This is a genomic window from Microbulbifer mixtoriginis (SeqCode) (assembly GCF_052467945.1).
Map to the genome: position 1 here is coordinate 4,224,901 of NZ_CP174328.1, position 19,502 is coordinate 4,244,402.

At 45.9% G+C, this 19,502-nt stretch carries 18 protein-coding genes; 13 read left to right on the forward strand and 5 right to left on the reverse strand.

All coding sequences use genetic code 11. The features are described from left to right. Nucleotides 1-3: 3 nt before the first annotated feature. Genes ctaD through ACJJIJ_RS18360 form a run of 3 tightly spaced genes read left to right on the forward strand, consistent with a single transcriptional unit; the run spans nt 4 to nt 3,038 of the window. Nucleotides 4-1,554, forward strand: coding sequence for a cytochrome c oxidase subunit I (gene ctaD / locus ACJJIJ_RS18350; RefSeq protein ID WP_444883290.1), 1,551 nt, complete (start codon nt 4-6; stop codon nt 1,552-1,554). An 18-nt stretch (nt 1,555-1,572) separates the two neighbouring features. Next, entirely contained in the window at nt 1,573-2,142 is a 570-nt protein-coding gene (locus tag ACJJIJ_RS18355; protein ID WP_444938098.1) for a cytochrome c oxidase assembly protein, read from the forward strand. A gap of 5 nt (nt 2,143-2,147) precedes the next feature. Further along, a complete protein-coding gene (locus ACJJIJ_RS18360) occupies nt 2,148-3,038 on the forward strand; it encodes a cytochrome c oxidase subunit 3 (protein WP_252084005.1) in 891 nt (296 codons plus the stop codon). 53 nt (nt 3,039-3,091) lie between these two features. Here ACJJIJ_RS18360 and ACJJIJ_RS18365 read toward each other — a convergent pair whose 3' ends face one another. Continuing rightward, nucleotides 3,092-3,316 carry a DUF2909 domain-containing protein gene (locus tag ACJJIJ_RS18365; protein ID WP_252086046.1) on the reverse strand — a complete coding sequence of 75 codons (225 nt, stop codon included), beginning with the start codon at nt 3,314-3,316 and terminating at the stop codon, nt 3,092-3,094. Nucleotides 3,317-3,349: 33 nt separating this feature from the next. On the opposite strand from ACJJIJ_RS18365, the gene ACJJIJ_RS18370 reads away from it, so the two are divergent. The 8 genes from ACJJIJ_RS18370 to ACJJIJ_RS18405 all read left to right on the forward strand — a co-directional run bounded on the left by ACJJIJ_RS18370 (nt 3,350) and on the right by ACJJIJ_RS18405 (nt 9,940). After that, a complete protein-coding gene (locus ACJJIJ_RS18370) occupies nt 3,350-4,084 on the forward strand; it encodes an SURF1 family protein (protein WP_444938099.1) in 735 nt (244 codons plus the stop codon). Nucleotides 4,085-4,094: 10 nt separating this feature from the next. Next, nucleotides 4,095-4,736, forward strand: a complete 642-nt coding sequence (locus tag ACJJIJ_RS18375; RefSeq protein ID WP_252084007.1) for a redox-active disulfide-containing membrane protein — start codon at nt 4,095-4,097, stop codon at nt 4,734-4,736. A gap of 11 nt (nt 4,737-4,747) precedes the next feature. Beyond that, nucleotides 4,748-5,854 carry a COX15/CtaA family protein gene (locus ACJJIJ_RS18380; RefSeq protein WP_252084008.1) on the forward strand — a complete coding sequence of 369 codons (1,107 nt, stop codon included), beginning with the start codon at nt 4,748-4,750 and terminating at the stop codon, nt 5,852-5,854. Nucleotides 5,855-5,897: 43 nt separating this feature from the next. Then, on the forward strand, nt 5,898-6,791 hold the full coding sequence (gene cyoE, locus ACJJIJ_RS18385) for a heme o synthase (RefSeq protein ID WP_252084009.1): 894 nt from the start codon (nt 5,898-5,900) through the stop codon (nt 6,789-6,791). Between the two features lie 3 nt (nt 6,792-6,794). Then, a complete protein-coding gene (locus ACJJIJ_RS18390) occupies nt 6,795-7,478 on the forward strand; it encodes an SCO family protein (RefSeq protein WP_252084010.1) in 684 nt (227 codons plus the stop codon). A 67-nt stretch (nt 7,479-7,545) separates the two neighbouring features. Continuing rightward, nucleotides 7,546-8,325, forward strand: a complete 780-nt coding sequence (locus tag ACJJIJ_RS18395) for a CPBP family intramembrane glutamic endopeptidase (protein ID WP_444938100.1) — start codon at nt 7,546-7,548, stop codon at nt 8,323-8,325. A 110-nt stretch (nt 8,326-8,435) separates the two neighbouring features. Next, nucleotides 8,436-9,632: a dipeptidase gene (locus ACJJIJ_RS18400; protein WP_444938101.1), complete on the forward strand. Its 1,197-nt coding sequence runs from the start codon at nt 8,436-8,438 to the stop codon at nt 9,630-9,632. 98 nt (nt 9,633-9,730) lie between these two features. Further along, nucleotides 9,731-9,940 carry a hypothetical protein gene (locus ACJJIJ_RS18405; protein WP_252084013.1) on the forward strand — a complete coding sequence of 70 codons (210 nt, stop codon included), beginning with the start codon at nt 9,731-9,733 and terminating at the stop codon, nt 9,938-9,940. A 411-nt stretch (nt 9,941-10,351) separates the two neighbouring features. On the opposite strand, the gene ACJJIJ_RS18410 is transcribed toward ACJJIJ_RS18405, so the two are convergent. The 3 genes from ACJJIJ_RS18410 to znuC form a co-directional block, all read right to left on the reverse strand. Further along, nucleotides 10,352-12,985 carry a TonB-dependent receptor gene (locus ACJJIJ_RS18410; RefSeq protein WP_252084014.1) on the reverse strand — a complete coding sequence of 878 codons (2,634 nt, stop codon included), beginning with the start codon at nt 12,983-12,985 and terminating at the stop codon, nt 10,352-10,354. A 231-nt stretch (nt 12,986-13,216) separates the two neighbouring features. Beyond that, nucleotides 13,217-14,026 carry a zinc ABC transporter permease subunit ZnuB gene (gene znuB / locus ACJJIJ_RS18415; protein ID WP_444899397.1) on the reverse strand — a complete coding sequence of 270 codons (810 nt, stop codon included), beginning with the start codon at nt 14,024-14,026 and terminating at the stop codon, nt 13,217-13,219. Continuing rightward, entirely contained in the window at nt 14,027-14,812 is a 786-nt protein-coding gene (znuC, locus tag ACJJIJ_RS18420; protein WP_444891713.1) for a zinc ABC transporter ATP-binding protein ZnuC, read from the reverse strand. A 135-nt stretch (nt 14,813-14,947) separates the two neighbouring features. Here znuC and ACJJIJ_RS18425 point away from each other — a divergent pair, with 135 nt between their 5' ends. Next, the gene (locus tag ACJJIJ_RS18425; RefSeq protein WP_444891685.1) at nt 14,948-15,853 is read left to right on the forward strand and encodes a metal ABC transporter substrate-binding protein; all 906 of its coding nucleotides are present in this window, start codon (nt 14,948-14,950) and stop codon (nt 15,851-15,853) included. Between the two features lie 88 nt (nt 15,854-15,941). On the opposite strand, the gene ACJJIJ_RS18430 is transcribed toward ACJJIJ_RS18425, so the two are convergent. Beyond that, complete coding sequence (locus tag ACJJIJ_RS18430) at nt 15,942-16,238, reverse strand: hypothetical protein (protein ID WP_444891684.1); 297 nt, start codon at nt 16,236-16,238, stop codon at nt 15,942-15,944. A gap of 339 nt (nt 16,239-16,577) precedes the next feature. Here ACJJIJ_RS18430 and polA point away from each other — a divergent pair, with 339 nt between their 5' ends. Beyond that, a complete protein-coding gene (gene polA, locus ACJJIJ_RS18435) occupies nt 16,578-19,316 on the forward strand; it encodes a DNA polymerase I (protein ID WP_444938102.1) in 2,739 nt (912 codons plus the stop codon). Nucleotides 19,317-19,502: the final 186 nt, after the last annotated feature.

Consider the following 19,502-nt stretch of genomic DNA (forward strand, 5'->3'; position numbering starts at 1 on the left):
AACATGGCACACGGACCTCAATCTGGCTTGAAACGCTGGCTATACACCACAAACCACAAAGATATTGGTACTTTGTATCTTTGGTTCAGCTTTGCAATGTTTTTCCTGGGTGGCTGTATGGCGCTCATTATACGTGCTGAGCTTTTCGAGCCTGGACTACAAATCGTACAGCCAGAATTTTTTAATCAAATGACGACCATGCATGGATTAATCATGGTCTTTGGGGCGGTAATGCCGGCATTTGTCGGGCTAGCAAACTGGATGGTACCGATGATGATCGGCGCTCCGGATATGGCATTACCACGGATGAATAATTGGAGCTTTTGGATTTTACCTTTCGGTTTTGCAATGTTGGCATCGACCTTATTTATGGAAGGGGGAGCACCTAACTTTGGTTGGACATTCTATGCCCCCTTGTCGACAGAATATGCACCACCGAGCGTCACGTTTTTTATATTTTCCATTCATATTCTGGGTGCATCTTCCATTATGGGAGCCATTAATATCATAGCGACCATTCTGAATATGCGTGCTCCAGGCATGACTTTAATGAAAATGCCGCTTTTCGTCTGGACCTGGTTGATCACTGCTTATCTTCTAATCGCAGTGATGCCAGTACTAGCTGGTGTAGTGACGATGATGCTGATGGATATCCACTTTGGTACCAGTTTCTTCAGTGCTGCAGGTGGTGGTGACCCAGTTCTATTCCAGCATGTTTTCTGGTTCTTTGGGCACCCAGAGGTATACATCATGATCTTGCCTGCCTTCGGTATTATTTCGGCGATCATTCCCACTTTTACGCGTAAACCACTATTTGGATATAGTTCCATGGTTTATGCCACAGCTGCAATTGCATTCCTCAGCATGATTGTGTGGGCTCACCATATGTTTACAGTGGGTATGCCTATAGCCGGCGAGCTGTTCTTTATGTATGCCACTATGCTGATTTCAGTACCCACGGGTGTGAAAATTTTTAATTGGGTTTCTACCATGTTTAGAGGCTCCATGACATTTGAAACTCCCATGTTGTTCGCTATAGCTTTTATTATTCTGTTTGCCATTGGCGGATTCTCAGGATTGATGTTGGCCATTGCTCCAGCAGATTTCCAGTATCATGATACCTACTTTGTAGTTGCCCATTTCCATTACGTACTGGTTCCTGGGGCTATTTTTTCCATTACGGCAGGGGTTTATTACTGGTTGCCTAAGTGGACAGGGAATATGTACAACGAAACTATGGGGAAAGTGCATTTCTGGTTAGCTTTCATCGGATTGAATTTAACCTTTTTCCCGATGCATTTTGTCGGTCTGGCGGGTATGCCCAGAAGAATTCCAGACTACGCACTACAATTCGCTGACTTTAATCAGATGGCCAGTATGGGGGCATTTCTTTTCGGTGCGGCTCAGGTGGTATTCCTCTTTAATGTGGTACGTACAGTCATGGGTGGCAAAAAAGCCACTGATAAAGTATGGGATAACCCGGAGGGGTTGGAATGGACGGTGCCATCACCGGCTCCCTATCACACCTTTAGTACCCCTCCGGTTATTCGTTAATTTCTGGTTCTTGTGCCGATGAAATTTAGCGAAAATACTAAAGTTTCTGCGAAATTGCTGGCGCTTGCCGCCAGCATGCTGGTGTTCGCCATATTCGTGATGCCACCACTTTATGATGCTTTCTGCGAGATTACTGGTTTGAATGGTAAAACTGGCGGGCGTTACGAAGCGGTCCCTGCTGCTATCGATACCAGCAGGTCTATCACCGTCCAGTTTATTGCAAGCAATAACGACAATATGCCTTGGAAGTTTTCTCCCAGTGTAATGTCGGTGGAAGTCCATCCAGGTGAGGTTATGGATACCGTTTTTATCGCTTTCAATCCTACTGGAAGGGATATGATCGGTCAGGCCATTCCCAGCTTGGTTCCTTTTAAAGCCGCGGAATACTTTCACAAAACTGAATGTTTTTGCTTCAATCAGCAAATTTTAAAAGCGGGTGAAAAGGCAGAGTTGCCATTGCGATTTATCGTTGATCCCGAGATTCCTAACAGTGTAAATACTATAACCCTTTCCTACACGCTGTTCGATGTTACGGAAAGAATTTCTAAAAATATCGAAAAAAATAACGAGCCCGAGCGAGAGGGATAAAATTCATGGCTAGTGAAAGCAGTTATTATGTTCCAGAACAATCCAAGCTGCCGATATTTGCCACTATAGGTTTGTTTTTAATTGCCTTTGGTGCTGCGAATTGGATCAACGGTGGTAGCTCCTATATTTTCTTTACCGGTGCGCTGGCTTTGGCAGCAGTCTTATGGTTCTGGTTTGCAGCGGTAATCAGAGAAAATATGGCTGGTCTGAACAGTGAACAGTTAAAGAGATCTTATGTCTGGGGAATGGGATGGTTTATTTTCTCTGAGGTTATGTTTTTTGCTGCATTTTTTGGGGCCCTATACTACATAAGAAATTTCTCTGTTCCTTGGTTAGCTGGGGAAGGCGATAATGGAATATCCAACATGTTGTGGGAGGGGTTTGAGAATACTTGGCCTCTCTATGTGACTCCGGATGCAGCAGCTCATGGCGATACAGCACAATTTATAGGACCTAAAGATGTTATTGATCCATGGCATTTACCTCTTTGGAATACAATAATTCTTTTATCTTCCAGCGTTACCGTACATTTCGCTCATGTGTTTCTTAAAAAAGGTGAGCGTGGAAAATTTAATCTGTGGCTGGGAGGAACTGTTCTTCTAGGTTTCATATTTTTATATCTTCAGGCGCAAGAATACTATGAAGCCTATCAACATCTTGGACTCACTTTAGAGTCAGGCATTTATGGCACAACTTTTTTCATGTTGACGGGCTTCCATGGAGCTCATGTAACTCTGGGAACGATAATGCTGCTTATAATGTTGCTACGTTCTGTAATCGCACATCATTTCAAACCCAATGATCATTTTGGCTTTGAAGCAGCAAGCTGGTACTGGCATTTTGTAGATGTTGTCTGGGTTGGCTTATTTATTTTTGTATATGTGCTAGGTGCATAATTTATAAGTACATAGGATTCGCCTCAGGTTGAATTAACTTGAGGCGATATAAACTAATATTTATCTGTCCAGGGAGCAGTATTAGCCAAAATGCCGCTTTCGAAGCCATACCAGATGGCTAATAAAAGAAGTGCGGCAAGAGAAATCCGTATACCTAAAGCATAAAGAGTACGTTTAGACTGGGGAGCACCCATATCTCGCAGTAGAAAAAATAAAGCACTGGATAGGCTCACCAGTATCGCGAGAAAAAGAACGACTATAACGATTTTGAGCCACATATAATTATTTTCCATTATTTTATGTAGTAGCACATGACAGTAGAGATACCATCAGTTTCTTCAGATAATACCAGTGTATCATTGATTCGTAACTGGTCGATCACCCTGTTTTCTTTTGGGTTTATTCCAGTTTTTGTGTTGTTGGGATTTTGGCAGCTCGGTAGAGCTGATGATAAGAGAATCATAGATTTAGAAATCAATTCAAGATTGTCATCCCAACCAGAAAATCTACATTTAGTTACGAATTTAAAAAAATTCCTGCCTGTAAAATTAGATGGAAATTATTCTGATGAATATTTCTTATTGGATAATCGAACTCGCACTGGAAAGGTAGGGTATGAGGTTCTTCAAGTCTTTATATCTGGTGAACAGAGATGGCTAATAAATCGAGGCTGGATTCCATTTTCAGCTAGTCGGGATGTAATGCCTGAAGTTAACTACCCTAAAGATAAGATAAAAATCAATGGGTTTTTATACCCGGTTGAAAACTTAAAATCTAAAGAGACTAAAGAAAAAATAATAAATCGAAGAATACAGATTGTTAATAAAGAAATTGTTCAGAATATGACGCTCAGTAATAACAACTGGATTGTTAGGTTAAGTGCTGACTCAGAATCAGCACTCATAACGGATTGGCAATTAGTAAATAGCAGCGTGGATCGACATATCGCTTATGCGATTCAATGGTTTGCTATGGCTGCAGCTTTATTTTTTCTTTGGCTTTTTACTGCTACCAATTTTATAAAAGTAAATAAAATAAATAATTAGGGGTATGATAATGGAAGGAAGAGAAGGGTCCTCCACTCTGCAAGAAAATGGAGAAAAAAAAGCAAATTCTTCTTCAAAAAAAATACAGATATTTTCTATTGCAGCATCGGTATTTCTACCGATTGTTGCGGCTTATATAGTGTTTTATACGGGAGTAGGAATACCTGATGGAACAACTAATCAAGGTGAGTTACTTCAACCACCGATTAATTTTAATGATTTAAAAATATCTTCACTTGAAGAGGAGACACAGTTAATTGGGGGGGAACACCAAAAGTGGAGATATCTCATTATAAGTCCTTCAGACTGTGGTGAGGACTGTGAAAAACTATTATATACCAGTCGCCAAGTGCATATCCGATTGGGTGAGAAAGCCAGCCGAGTTGAGAGGCTTCTTGCAACTCATCATTCCATGACTGAAGAAAAAAAAGAAAAACTACAGTTAGAACATCCTCGTCTAAAGATTTTCAGATTGAATGACAATAGCGTAAATACGCTACATGAACTGACCGACCATAAAAAAATTGATGCTGTTAAAGCAATATTAATAGATCAGGAAGGATTCGCAATGATGATCTATGACAACCAACATAGTGGTAATCAACTATTGAAAGATATCAAACGCCTGTTGAAGTACTCCTATGAAAAATAATGGAGAGTGACATGGAATCGTCAGAAAAAAAGAAAATAAAGCAACCTATAAAAGAGCAATTTGGTTGGCGTTTGAAGTTAACATTGGCTGGATGTGTCTTAGCCATAATTGTTGTTACTTTAGGAGCATTTACTAGGCTTGTTGATGCTGGGTTGGGCTGCCCCGATTGGCCTGGTTGTTACGGCCATCTTACTTGGCCAGATAAAAATCATGAAATTCAAGCGGCTAACTATGCATTTCCAGATACGCCTGTAGATACTAGCAAAACTTGGCCTGAAATGGTGCATAGATACTTTGCAGGCATCCTGCTTTTATTAGTCGCTTCACTTGTTTACATATCCTGGCGTAATCCTAAACAACGCACTTTTAAACAGATACATTTTTTGATGGCCCTGATTACTTTGCAAGCGGCTTTCGGTATGTGGACTGTCACCTTGAAGTTATGGCCTCAGGTTGTCACTGCGCACTTACTAGGAGGAATGGCAACATTATCTATGCTGTGGTTACTCGTAGAAAGAATGAGATATGACAAATTATCAGGTCAATTTAAAAATTACCGTAAACTTCATAATTTATTACCACTTGTCGTTTTGACTGCTATAGCAGTAGTTGTTCAGATAGCCTTGGGAGGCTGGACGAGTTCAAATTATGCTGCACTTGCCTGTCCAGACTTCCCCACGTGTCATGGAGAGTGGCTTCCTAAAGCTGATTTTAAGGAAGGGTTTAATATCCTCCAACAAATTGGGCCAAATTATTTAGGTGGTGCTTTGGAAAGTGATGCACGTACGGCTATTCACTTTATTCATCGTATCGGCGCTTTAATCGTGACCGGACTAGTCCTTAGCCTTTCATTTTTTTCCTGGAAAGCTGGTGAGTATCGTTGGGCCCTTATATTGATTGCTTTGATAGGGATGCAGGTAAGTTTGGGTGTCGCAAATGTAATTATGTTTTTACCACTATCAATTGCTGTTGCTCATAATGCCGGTGCCGCATTTCTATTATTAGGTATTTTAACTTTCTGTTATCGTATTTACTCAGCTGGCTCTATTGAAGTACGAGAAAATAATTCTAAAAAAAATAGAATTATAAAAGATTCAGAATTGGCTGCCGAGTTGTAATGATCTATGTCTTATCAAGGAAGAATTAGAGAAGAAGAATATTATGGCTATACAAACTGCTAAATTGAGCTTCACTAACTGGCGTGATTATTATGAACTGACTAAACCCAGAGTAGTCATGCTGATGATTCTTACATCTCTGATTGGTATGTTGTTAGCTGTTCCAGGAATGGTTCCGTTAGAAATTTTAATATTGGGTAATTTAGGTATTGCCCTTTGTGCTGGTAGCGCTGCAGCGATTAATCATCTGGTTGATCGTTACATTGATACAAAAATGGCGCGTACTAGCAATCGCCCAGTCGCAAGAGGAAGAGTTGAGCCACGCAAGGCCATACTATTTTCTCTGTTGCTGGGTATTCTTGGTATGGCAGTGTTAATGGTATTTGTGAATGTATTAACCGCTTGGTTAACACTGATATCTCTGATTGGTTACGCTGTTATTTACACTATGTTTTTAAAGCATGCCACACCTCAGAATATTGTCATTGGCGGACTCGCTGGTGCAGCACCGCCACTACTCGGCTGGACAGCGGTAACTAATGAAATTCATCCACATGCCCTGTTACTGGTACTGATCATATTTGCCTGGACACCTCCGCACTTTTGGGCACTAGCAGTGCATAGGAAAGAGGATTACGCCAGAGCAAAAGTTCCTATGCTACCAGTTACTCACGGTGTGCCATACACAAATCTGCATATTTTACTTTATACATTTATTTTATTTGCAGTTAGCTTACTTCCTTTTGCAACTGCAATGTTAGGTTGGTTATACCTTCTTGGGGCGGTGGTGCTAGGTCTTGGGTTTATATATTGGAGTTTGGTAATGCTACGGGGTCGAGACCCCAATGCGGGAATTGAAACCTTTAAGTACTCTATTATTTATCTGATGGCTTTATTTTGCATTATGTTGTTGGATCACTATTTAATATCGGTGTAAAAAATGACTAATCTTCATAAGATGGCTGAGCCTAAATTCATACAACGCCAAAAGCGTGGTGTTCGTATAACGATTACCGTTTTACTGATGTTTATTGTGGCAGTTTTGGTTGGCTTTGTTCATAAGTTAAGTCAGCCAAGGATATTAAGTGATTCTGAGCTTCGCATAAATGGTGCCGTGAAATTACAGCGAGCAAGAATTTTAGATAATTTTCAGTTAATCGCCGATACAGGCAGTGCATTTGAAACAAAAAATATGAAAGGCCAATGGACTTTCATATTCTTTGGATTTACCCATTGTCCCGATGTTTGTCCTACAACTCTGTCGAGTCTCAATAGTTTCTATAAACTCCTTGATGAAGATATTCGTGCAGATACCGATGTTATTTTAGTTTCGGTTGATCCTGCCAGAGATAAACCACTGATCTTACATGATTATGTTCGATATTTTAATAATGATTTTCTCGGTGTTACTGGCAATTTCATAGAAATAAAGCGTTTTGCTAGTCAACTTAATGTTCCTTTTAATAAAGTTATTCTAGATAATAATGATTATACGATGGATCATGGTTCTCAAGTTGTATTAATAAATCCCCTTGGACATTACCATGCTTTCTTTAGAGCCCCACTGGATCCGGCAAAAATGAAATTAACCTATCGTTCAATTCGTGCCACTTTTAATGGTTAATTTACATATTGGAGTATTCTCATAAATTACTCTTTGACCTGTGTATACTTAGATGTAAGGAAGTAAAGTGCAGTTGAAAAGCCTTGACAAGGTTCACTCAACGGATGTTTCTAAAGTCCCTTGGGGTGCACCACTTATATTATCCTTATGTATTATTCCTTTTGGCTGGGCTGGCTTTCTTGCACCTCTTACCTGGATCGCTTTAACCACACTTGAAATATGCCGAGGATGGAGGCGTGCGGCTTTATATTTTGTTTGTATTGCGCTTATGCTGTTGGCCGGCTTTAATATCATTCCTGGTAGTGAGCGAATTCACATTTTTACTCCCTACTCAGATAGTGCAGGGAATTTGATATATGTAAGCTTCAATAGTGGTAAAGCATTAGTTGCTATTGGCTTGCTCGCTTTTATGCTTCGTCAAAAACAAACCGTACGATCTATCGATTTATTTTTTTTAATAATTACTATTGCTATTCCAATCGCTATTGGTTTGGTTTTGTATGGCCCTTCGGTAAAAATATCTAATACAATATTAATAGCAGCAGTTATCAATCTTTTAGTCGTATGTATTAGTGAGGAAGGCTTTTTTCGCTGGGTGTTACAAAGAGGATTAGAAGAATCCCTTGCTGAGTGGCGATGGCTTTCTGTTCCAATAGTCACAGTTATTTTTACCATGCTTCATGTTGGGTGGTCTGCAGATACTTCAGCAATTATTCTACTTGGTTTAGCCTCTTTTTGTTATGCAATTCTCTGGTATTTACGTAGAAATTTTTGGCTTTGTGTGATGGCTCACTGGGCGGTCAATGTATTTCATATGTTATTACTCCCTTATCCTCTTCCTACTTAAAACTGAAAAGTGATAATAATCTAACCAAGATATACGTTGAAGCGTACTGATAATGTTCAAGTTTTTACCGCAGATCTTATTCACGTTTACTATTTAATTGGGAGATTCTTATGAAAAAATGCTTGGCTTTTATTTTGATATTCTTGTCGGCTTGTGATGAGTGGAATGTTGAAAATCACCATGCACTTGCGAAAAAACTTGTACTGGAAAATATGTTAGTGGATGGTCATATAGATGTTCCATATAGGTTGTCGAAAGAAAATGTTGATGTTGGTTCCAGCGTAGAAGGTGGAGACTTTGATTATCATAGGGCCATTAAAGGTGGTTTAAACGCTCCTTTTATGTCGATCTACATACCTGCCGAAAAGGAAATTGATGGAACTGCTAAAGATTATGCAGACCAGCTGATTACTAATGTCGAGACATTGGTAGAAATGCATCTCGAAAAATTTGCTATTCCTAAATCTTTAAAAGAATTAAAAGCTCAAGTTGAGCAGGGTAAAATTTCACTGCCTCTGGGCATGGAAAATGGTGCAGGTGTTGACGGAAGCTTAGATAATTTAAGGCATTTTTATAACCGCGGGGTTCGCTATATTACCCTAACCCACTCTAAGAGTAATCATATCTCGGATTCTTCCTATGATGAGTCAAGGCCGTGGAAAGGATTAAGTGAGTTTGGTAAGGATCTAGTGAGAGGGATGAATGCGCTAGGTATTATGATTGATGTGTCCCATATTTCTGATGAGGCCTTTTGGCAGGTAATGGAAATTTCATCAGTTCCTGTAATCGCCTCACATTCCTCAGCGAGACATTTCACCCCAGGTTTTGAGCGCAATATGAGTGATGCAATGTTAACTGCGCTTGCAAAACAGGGAGGGTTGATTATGGTCAATTTTGGCTCAACGTTTATTAGTGCTAAATCTAGAGATTCCTATAACTCAATTAGTAGGCTGACTGAAAAATATATTAAAGAAAATAACTTAGATATACATAGTCCGGAAGTTGAAAAATATACAGAAACGTTACATCAGGATATGTTTGTCTATGCCGATTTAAGTGATGTACTTGATCACTTTGATCATATTCGCGATTTAGTTGGTGTTGACCATATTGGAATAGGTTCAGATTTTGATGGTGTTGGTGACAGTTTACCTGTTGGGCTGAAAGACGTTTCAGAATATCCAAACCTTGTCTTTGGTTTACTTGAACGAGGTTATAGTGAAGAAGACATCAAAAAGATCCTCGGGGGTAATCTACTGAGAGTCTGGCAAAGTAATGAAGAGTATGCGACTTCACAAAGGCACTGATTTAGACATTGCCCTCAAGTTGGTGAGCTATGCTTTTAGCAATTTTATAAATTTTACTGTCGAACCTGAACACAGGTCTTTTGAAGAGATTAATTTGTATGTTTCATCGACTGAGGAAAGCGCGGCTTTTTCTTGGTTGGTTTGGTCTTTTAATTGCTATGCCATTTTTTCTTTGGGGATTGGCAGGTGTGCTAAATATTGTTCCATCAATGATTCAATATTTTGGGATCCAAGGGATAGGTATTCCCGCGATGATTACAATATCAGGATTGTTATTAGCTGCGGTAGGGTTTTGGGACTATGATTAAATTTGGCGGTTAAATCAATGTTGAAGGCATCTGATTTCTTTATTTTATTAGCTGTTCTGATCTCATTTTTTTTATCTGGGTACTTATGGTTTAACGGCTATAAGGAACAGGGTATTTTTACTGCCTTATGGGTGCCCAGTATTTTAAGTTTTGGCATCTACTTTAAAGTATCAGCTCTTCTGGCAAGAAGATAAAGGCTATGTCTGATACATTAATTTTGATAATAGGAATTGGCGTATCTATCTGTATCTTAATGGGGATAGGGCTGACTATCTATGAATTCCATAAGGCGGGTTATGAGCCAGTTGGAGATCGATCGAAGAAGAATAAGTCTATTAAATAATTTCAAAAAATCTATAAGATAAAAAGGGAAGCTAATGGCTTCCCTTTTTGTTTGCGAAAGCCCTTTGATTAGAAGCTATAAGTCATTTTTCCGTAGATAAAGCGTCCGCGAGGGTCGTGCTGAGATTGTACATAGCCATAAAGATCGCCATCTTGATTACCAATAGCGAAAGGCGGCTCTTCGTCGAAGACATTGTCGGCGCCGAGACTTAAAACCATATTTTCAAAGCCGGTATATCGAGCCTGTATACCTAAAGTGAGGAATGAATCCACTGTGCGATAAGCATTATCACCATAATCAAGGTTTCCATAGATATTTGGGGTATCCTCAAATTCACCGATATAGCTGAGCAAGGCACTTATACCGAAGGTATCAAAGTTCCAATCAGCTGTGGCATTCCAACGGTGCTGTGGGTACTCGTATTTCCCTGCTAAATCATGGGTCATAAGTGCATCACCGTTTAAGTTGAGCTCCACACGCTCAAACTCAGTTAAATAGGAGTAGTCCAAACGTAGGTTTAACTCTCCACCGGCTAGTTCCAACCCACTGTATACAGCGCTAAGGTCGACTCCAGATACGTCTTGTTCGCCAATATTGGTATAGCTACTAAGCAGGGATTGCAGCTGTCCTAAAGATTGGCCTGCAAGTGGTTCATTGCGTCGGCAGACGGTACTGTCTTGATCGTTACAATGAAGACTATAGATGCCGGTATATGGAATGTCATCGATCTTTCCTTCCTGGGTGATATTCCAGTAGTCCAGGGAAAGACGCAGGTTCTCAATAGGCTCGTAAACGGCACCTATGTTGAAGGACTCAGACTCCTCTGCCTCTAAATCCGGGTTTTGAGAGTAAATAATTGTGTAATCGAGCTTAGTGCAATCTTTAATATCTATGCCATTGGCTTCACAGCCATAATAGTCTGTCAAAAATTTTGATTCTTGTGAGTCACCAAGACCTATCTGCGCAAGAGATGGCGCACGAAAACCGGTGCCCCAGGAGGCGCGTAAGGATAGTTGCTCAGTGGCAGTCCACAACAGCTTGGCCATGGGATTAGTGGTGCTGCCAAAGTCGCTGTAATCGTCGTAGCGGGCCGCCAATGTGAGGTCGAATTTAGCGGGAAGAGGGATGGCTACTTCGACATAAGCCGAAGAGATATCACGGCTGGCGCTGGCTGATACAGACTCAGTACCAAAAATGAGGCCACGCTGGAATTGATCGTCGGGAATATCGGAGGCTTTTTCCTCACGGTATTCCAAGCCAGCAGCCATAGCAATGGTGCCATTGGAGGTATCAAATAAATCACCATTGATTGAGAAATTGTAGCTTGTTAGATCAGACTTACCCTGGCGGACCAGATTGGTGGTGATGGCATCAATTACAGAGTCCGGATTTTGTACGCCGCCAAAGGGATTGTAATTCCCGGCATTAATCTGTTCTTGCAATAGGTCGGTGCGTACCCAACCTTGGGATTTATTCCCGGTTTGTTCTGATTCGCTCCGTGAGCGTTGAATGGATGTCTCCCAATCCCAATCGGCGATAGAACCTCGTAGGCCGAAAACGCCACGCAAGTTGTCGGTTTCTATATCCCATTGGCGTGCCCCAGCATCTACAGTGCGGTAAAAGGCGATATCGACATCTTCGCCAAAGGGGTTATTGGGGTGGTCGGCCAGTACATAAAGCCCTGCATCAGCATCTAGGGGGGTTGGGGCACCCTGGGCTACAGAAGTATTATGTTGCACAGCGATTTCACTGAAAAACTCTATGTCCTCATTTAACTGCTTATGACCAAGCATAATTAACCCGGTACGTTCCGCTTCGGGAGTAAGTAGTGTCCAAGGGCCGTAATCGTAAACACATACATTGCCATTATCGGTTACTTTTATGCGATCCTCTGGACAGTTAGGATCTTCAATTGTTTTAGTGGCCCCTGGCAGGATGAAACTTCCCGGATAACCACGACCTGAACGAAGGTCCAGGCCGCCATTACCGGACTGGTTGGCCGTACCCAAGCCGCTACGTTCGGTGCTTGCTAGGCGGCTATTTTTATGATGATCAAAAATAACGGTGAAATTGGAGTTTTCCCCATTGATGCCCCAAACAGCCGAGAAAGACTGCTCGTCATAGCCATCTGCACTGCCGTAGTCCATAGAAACTTCAGTACCTTCGAAATCTTTGCGTAGCACTAGATTGACTACACCGGCTACCGCATCAGAGCCGTAAATGGCGGAGGCACCATCCTTCAAGACTTCCACACGCTCAACAGCGGCCAACGGAACACTGTTGATATCGACGAAGTTGGTGGTTATCCCTTCGGCAAAGGCACTGATAGCGACACGGCGGCCATTAACTAGCACCAGAGTTGCATCAGCTCCCATACCGCGCAAACTCACCGCAGCAGCACCGTTAGCGGTGGAATCCTGGTTGTTGCCGCGGGTGGAGAATGTGCCATTACCCGCAGCGGGGTTTTTCTCAAACAGCTGCTGTAGGTTGGTATAACCGGATTTCTCGATGCTTTCGCGGTCCATTACCTGGATCGGGGTAGCATTTTCAAATTCAGAGTTGCGGCTGATTCGGGAGCCGACAACGGTGACCTCTTCAATAGCACCTTCCTCGGCGGCGAAGAGAGCCTGCGGGGTTGTTGAAGCGGCCGCGGCCAAAATGGCAGAGGCCAACACATTGCGACGGAGAGTGAATTTTTCCATGTTTATTGCTCAACTTTTTTATTGTCATAGTCCATGACTGGCCCAAATTGGCTGGTCGTCGAGCAACACTAGCAATGGCGGAAAACTGAAACAATTAGCTCAGAGCTGGGCAAAGACCCTGTGGATAAATGGGTGAAGTAAGTCGCTTTTTTTGGATGAAATAAACGCCAAAACTACTAAAGGCAGTGTATTAGAAGCTGTGGCAGCGCTTAAAGACTGTCAAAAGGAACGCTAGTAATTTTGAAGTGGACGTAGTTGGCTACAGAGAAAAAACACAGCCGCTGCCAGGACAATAGAGGGCCCGGCTGGCGTGTCCCATAAAATAGAGGCGAGCAAGCCGAGCACTACGGCGAGGCAGCCGATCAGGGATGCCAGCAGCGCCATTTGCTCTGGAGTGCGGGAGAGCCTGCGTGCTGCAGCAGCGGGAATAATCAGCAAGGCGGTGATCAGCAACACACCAACCACTTTCATGGCAATGGCAATTAGCAGGGCTAGCATCAGCATTAGCGCCATACGTATTCTCTCTACCGGCACACCTTCCACCGAGGCCAGCTCCTCGTGCAGAGTGAAGGCTAATAATTTTTCCCATAGCCAATAAAGCAGAGCGAGGATGCCCACGGCAGTAACAGACATCAGCACCAAATCTTGGCTGCCTACGGCGAGTAAGTCGCCGAGTAACAGGGAGAGTAGGTCCACCTTAATTTCGAACAGGCTGACGGTCACGATTCCGAGAGCGAGCATCGAGTGGGAGAGAATCCCCAATAGAGTATCCACGGCTAACTTCTGCCTGCGCTGCAGGTACACCAGTAGAATTGCCAGCAAACAGCAGGTTGCGCCAACGGCGAGGGTGGGCATGATGTGTAGTACAAAGCCGAGGGTGACACCGAGCAAGGCTGAGTGTGCCAGTGTGTCACCGAAGTAAGCCATGCGCCGCCAGACGGCAAAACAGCCCAGTGGGCCGCTAACTAATGCGACTAGCAGACCGGCACCCAGGGCATACCAGAGAAATTGGCTGTGCAGTAATTCGCCGAATTCGACCACTTAATATTGCTCTCTATTTTTGCCGTTCGACTTTGTACCAGAGTGATTGCACTCTCCGGCAATATCGCCACTCAGTTTGTGCTGATGGTTATGCTGGTGGGTATAGGGAGCCACGGTATCGCCAAAGAGCGCCAGGTAGGCGGGATCTTTGCTCACCTGTTCCGGGTGTCCGTGACAGCAGATGTGTTGATTGAGACACAGCACCCTGTCGGTGGCGGCCATCACCAGATGTAAATCGTGCGACACCAGCAACACCCCGCAGCCCAGCTCATCGCGAAGGGTGGCTATCAATTGATACAACTCACTCTGCCCGCCAACATCGACGCCCTGGGTGGGCTCATCCAGCACCAGTAATTGCGGTTTGCGGGAGGCGGCGCGTGCGAGTAGTACTCTCTGCATCTCCCCGCCAGAGAGGTTTGCTAGGCTGGCTTGTAACAGTTGCTCGGCACCCACCCTATCCAGTGCGGCCTGCGCTTGAGTGGTCTTTATTCCCGGTTGGCCTATTTGTAGGAAACGCTGCACGGACATGGGCATAGAGTTGTCTATGTGTAAACGCTGGGGCATATAACCGATTCGCAAGCCCGGTTGGCGCCAGACGGTGCCAGATGTGGGTTTGGTCAGCCCCAGTAGTAGTCGCAGCAGGGTGGTCTTGCCGGCGCCATTGGGGCCGATCAGGGTGACAATCTCCCCCCGAGTCAACTCCACGGAGATGTCCCGGAGTAATTGCCGGCCGGCGAGTTGTAGCGCGACGCGATCGGCGGTAATTAGCGGCGGGGAAGGGTTCAGGACAAAATCTCCGGGGCGGGTGTGAAAAACTGTATGTTTGTGGCTTTCAAGCGAGGACTCAAAAAGAGAGCCTGTTGCCAGTTGGGCTGGCGGCGTGAAGCCGGTTGTGATTATATCGCAGTTTTTCTTCGCCAAATGTCTCCGATGTCTCCCTCTTCGCGTGTTTTCTCCTTTTCTGCCCTGATGTTGTTCTGCCTCAGCCTGCTGGCCTGTGGTAAATCTCAGCCCATTGAGCGCACAGAGCTGGTGGTGAGCGTGCGCCCGCTGGCACTGATCGCACGGGAAATTGCCGGTGATAACCTGCCGGTGAAAATATTAATCCAGGGGGTCGATCCCCACCATTACGCCCCCAGTGTTGCGGAGCGGGCACGTCTGGAGCGCGCCTTATTGATGATTTGGCTGGGGCCGCAGATGGAGGGGCTGCTGGCCGGGCAGGTGAATTCGCTACCCGAGGAAAGGCAATTGCAATTATTGGGCGCAACTGAATTTGAGTACCAGGGGGCCAATGCAGCCGATCCCCACCTGTGGCTGCGTCCGCGCAATGCGGCATTGGCTGGGGCCCTGATCGCTGAGCGCCTGGCACAATTGCAGCCGCAACAGGCTGAGCTGTATCGCAGTCGCGCCCGCGACTTTTCCCAATCTATGGCCAGCCTTCAGAAAGTGCTGGACAGGGCCCTATGGGCCTACCGCGATGTACCTATAGTGGTGACCCATGATGCTTATGGACATTTCTTTGGCTCCGCTGGGGTGAATACCCGTGCTCTAAGCAATGGAAGCGGTAGCGGTAGCGGTCGTGGTGCACGCGCTATGTTAAACCTCAGTGGGATGGGGCGAGGTTGCCTGTTTGGAGAAGTCCCAGAAAATACTAGGGACCGGCAAGTGGCAGAGCATTTGGGACTGGAATATGTCGCTCTGGACCCCCTCGGCGAACAGCTGGGGCCCGATGCCAGCTATCGCGACTTGATCGAGTCACTGTTGGTACAAGCGCGCAGCTGTCTTAGTGAGATACCCGACAGCGGTGTAGATGAAGCAGAGGAGTAAACTGGGCCCCAGGCAATGTGGGAAAAAAAAGATGGCCCGACAGTAGAGGCGCGGGCCATACCTTGTAACCATACCTTATTAGAGCCGCTTAACCGGCATTACCGGATTTATTTTTGAATTGCAGAAGTTTTTCTGCGCGCGCTGAATCTCGCTCGGCCTTGCGCTGCATCTTTTCCAGTTGACGCATCTGGCGTTGAAATAACGCTTCACTCTGTTCCCTGGTGGCTTCTTCCAGCATCAGCTCGTGACTTGGTATCTGTGGATAATCTGCTGTAGCAGAGACCGTTTGCTGGGACTTTTCCGTTTGGCAGGCAGATACCGCGGCTACTGGCGTTGCTAGAAATGAGGCGGTAAATAGCAGTGCGGCGTACATCACTCCTCTCATAATAAGAATCCTTCCTGTACATCTGTGGGTAACTTTTTTGCGGAAATAAAAGGCCCCGTGCCGCCTGTGGGCGGCCATTGGCATTTGTTTCCGGGGAGTTGGCGATTAATGAAAGTCGCTACCGGCAAGACTAGACAAGCCTGAGCATTTGGTGAGATTGCTGCGTCGATTGTTAGTAACCCAGCGTCGAGATGAGTTGGCTTTGCCGCAGGGGCTGTGGTGGCGGTAAATGTTCTGCCTGGTGCTAGCGAGCGGAAAAACTGTGCAAAGGGGGGTATCCTATCGGCCAATCCAGCGCCGCGAGCGCCCGACAGGACAAATAACAGAATCCCGAGATTTATGAGTAAACAAAGCACCCCTGCCGCCCCGCTGATCCTGGTGGATGGCTCCTCCTATCTGTACCGCGCCTTTCACGCTCTTCCGCCGTTGACCACCAGCCAGGGCAAACCCACCGGCGCCGTGCGTGGTGTGATCAGCATGCTGCGCCGCCACTTGAAGGAGCATCCGCAAAGCCCAGTGGTAGTGGTGTTTGATGCGAAGGGAAAAACCTTCCGCGATGAGATGTTTGCCGAATACAAGTCCCATCGCCCTCCCATGCCGGACGACCTGCGCGAGCAAATTCAGCCGATCCACGACATTATCGATGCCATGGGGCTACCGCGCCTGGTGGTAGATGGGGTCGAGGCGGACGATGTGATCGGCACCCTGGCCCTGGAAGCCCAGCGTAAGGGCCAGGAAGTGATTATCTCCACCGGTGATAAAGACATGGCGCAATTGGTGCGCCCCGGCGTCACTCTGGTCAATACCATGTCCAACACGGAGATGGATAGCGAAGGGGTTGTGAATAAGTTCGGCGTTGGGCCGGAGTTGATTATCGACTTCCTCGCCTTGATGGGGGATAAATCCGACAATATTCCCGGTGTCCCCGGAGTAGGGGAAAAGACGGCGCTGGCGCTGCTGCAAAATCTCGGCAGCCTCGAAAATATCTACGCAGACCTGGACGCCATTGCACCGTTGGGATTCCGCGGCGCCAAGACTCTCGGCAAGAAAATGGCAGAACACCGCGAGGCGGCAGAACTCTCCTACAAATTGGCCACCATCAAGACCGATGTGGAGATGCCTTATCACCCACAGGATCTTCATAATGCGGATCCCAATACCGATGCCTTGATAGAGCTGTTCACCCAAAATGAATTTCGCGGCTGGCTGGAAGAGCTGACCAGTGAAGAGTCTGAAGAGGCCATGGCTGAGGCGGTTGAGCGGGATTATGTCATCGTTACCGAGATGACTGAATTCGACGCCTGGCTTGAACAGCTCAAGGCATCTGAGATCTTTGCTTTCGATACCGAGACCACCAGCCTTAACTATATGCAGGCAAAACTAGTGGGGGTGTCTTTCGCAGTCGAGCCCTATCGAGCCGCTTATGTGCCTCTGGCCCACGACTATATGGGCGCACCTGAGCAACTGCCCTTCGATGAGATTCTCGCCAAGCTGAAACCTCTGTTGGAAGACGAAAAGCAGAAAAAGGTGGGGCAAAACCTTAAATACGACAGTCATATCCTGGCCAACTACGGCATTGAGCTGCGTGGTATCGCACGGGATACGATGTTGGAGTCTTATGTACTGGACAGCACCGGCAGCCGCCACGATATGGACAGCCTGGCACTAAAATACCTGGGCGAGCACACAGTTCATTTCGAGGATATCGCCGGTAAAGGCGCCAAACAGCTTACCTTCAACCAGATCGAGCTGGATAAAGCCGGTCCCTATGCTGCTGAAGATGCGGATATCACTTTGCGTCTGCACAATGAGTTGAGCGCACGCCTACAGAGGGAGCCGACGCTGCAAAAGGTACTCGATGAAATCGAGATGCCAATGCTGCCGGTACTCGCACTTATGGAGCGTAACGGTGCCTATATCGATGCGAAAATGCTCGCCGAGCAGAGTGCCGAACTCGAACAGAAGATGCGAGCGTTGGAGCAAAAGGCCTATGAGGTGGCCGGTGAGGAATTCAACCTGGGTTCCACCAAGCAGCTGGGAGTCATTCTGTTTGAGAAACTGCAGATCCCGGTGATCAAGAAAACCCCCAAGGGGGCGCCATCCACTGCCGAAGCGGTACTGCAGGAACTGGCCCACAATCACGAGCTGCCAGCGCTGATCATGCAGTATCGCGGTCTGGCCAAATTGAAGAATACCTATACCGACAAGCTGCCGAAAATGATCGACCCCAGCAGCGGACGGGTGCATACCTCTTACCACCAGGCGGTGGCGGCCACCGGTCGACTGTCCTCCAGTGACCCCAACTTACAGAACATTCCCATCCGCACTGAGGAAGGGCGTCGTATCCGCCGTGCCTTTACTGCGGACCCGCGCATTAATGGCGGTAGTGAAATTATTGCGGCGGACTATTCACAAATTGAGCTGCGCATCATGGCGCACTTGTCTGGGGACAAGGGCTTAGTGGATGCCTTCGCCCACGGAGCCGACATTCACCGCGCCACTGCTGCAGAGGTCTTTGAAGTGGCGCTGGATGAAGTTAGTGATGAACAGCGCCGCCGTGCCAAAGCCATCAACTTTGGCCTGATCTACGGTATGTCAGCGTTTGGCTTGGCCAAGCAATTGGATATCCCACGCGCCGATGCGCAGACTTATATCGACCGCTATTTCGAACGCTATCCCGGTGTGTTGCGCTATATGGAGGATACCCGCAAGCAGGCGGCGGAAAAGGGCTACGTAGAGACCCTGTTTGGTCGTCGCTTGTATCTGCTGGAGATCAACTCGCGCAACGGCATGCAACGCCAGGCGGCCGAGCGTACCGCGATCAATGCGCCGATGCAGGGCACCGCCGCAGATATTATCAAGCGCGCCATGATAGCCGTGGATGCCTGGCTGAAAGAGCAGCAGCTGTCGACAAAACTGATTATGCAGGTACACGATGAACTGGTACTCGAAGTGCCTAAGGATGAGGTTGAGACAGTGGCCAGTGGTGTACAGGAGATTATGCAGGGCGCTGCCCAATTGCATGTGCCTTTGATTGTGGATCTGGGGCGCGGCAAGAGCTGGGATGAAGCGCATTGAGTTTCTCAATTTAAGCGACTGGTTCATCCATTAAGTAAAAGAGCCAGTTCAATGAGATACGCCGGTACAAGATGGCTTAATAGGCGTCTTTTTGATGAAAAAAGTGCCAATAAGTGTGTTTAAGTCGGCGTTTTTGCATTCTTTGCGCGAAATCGTGGAACTGTTCCGGCGACATCCCCTCTAAAA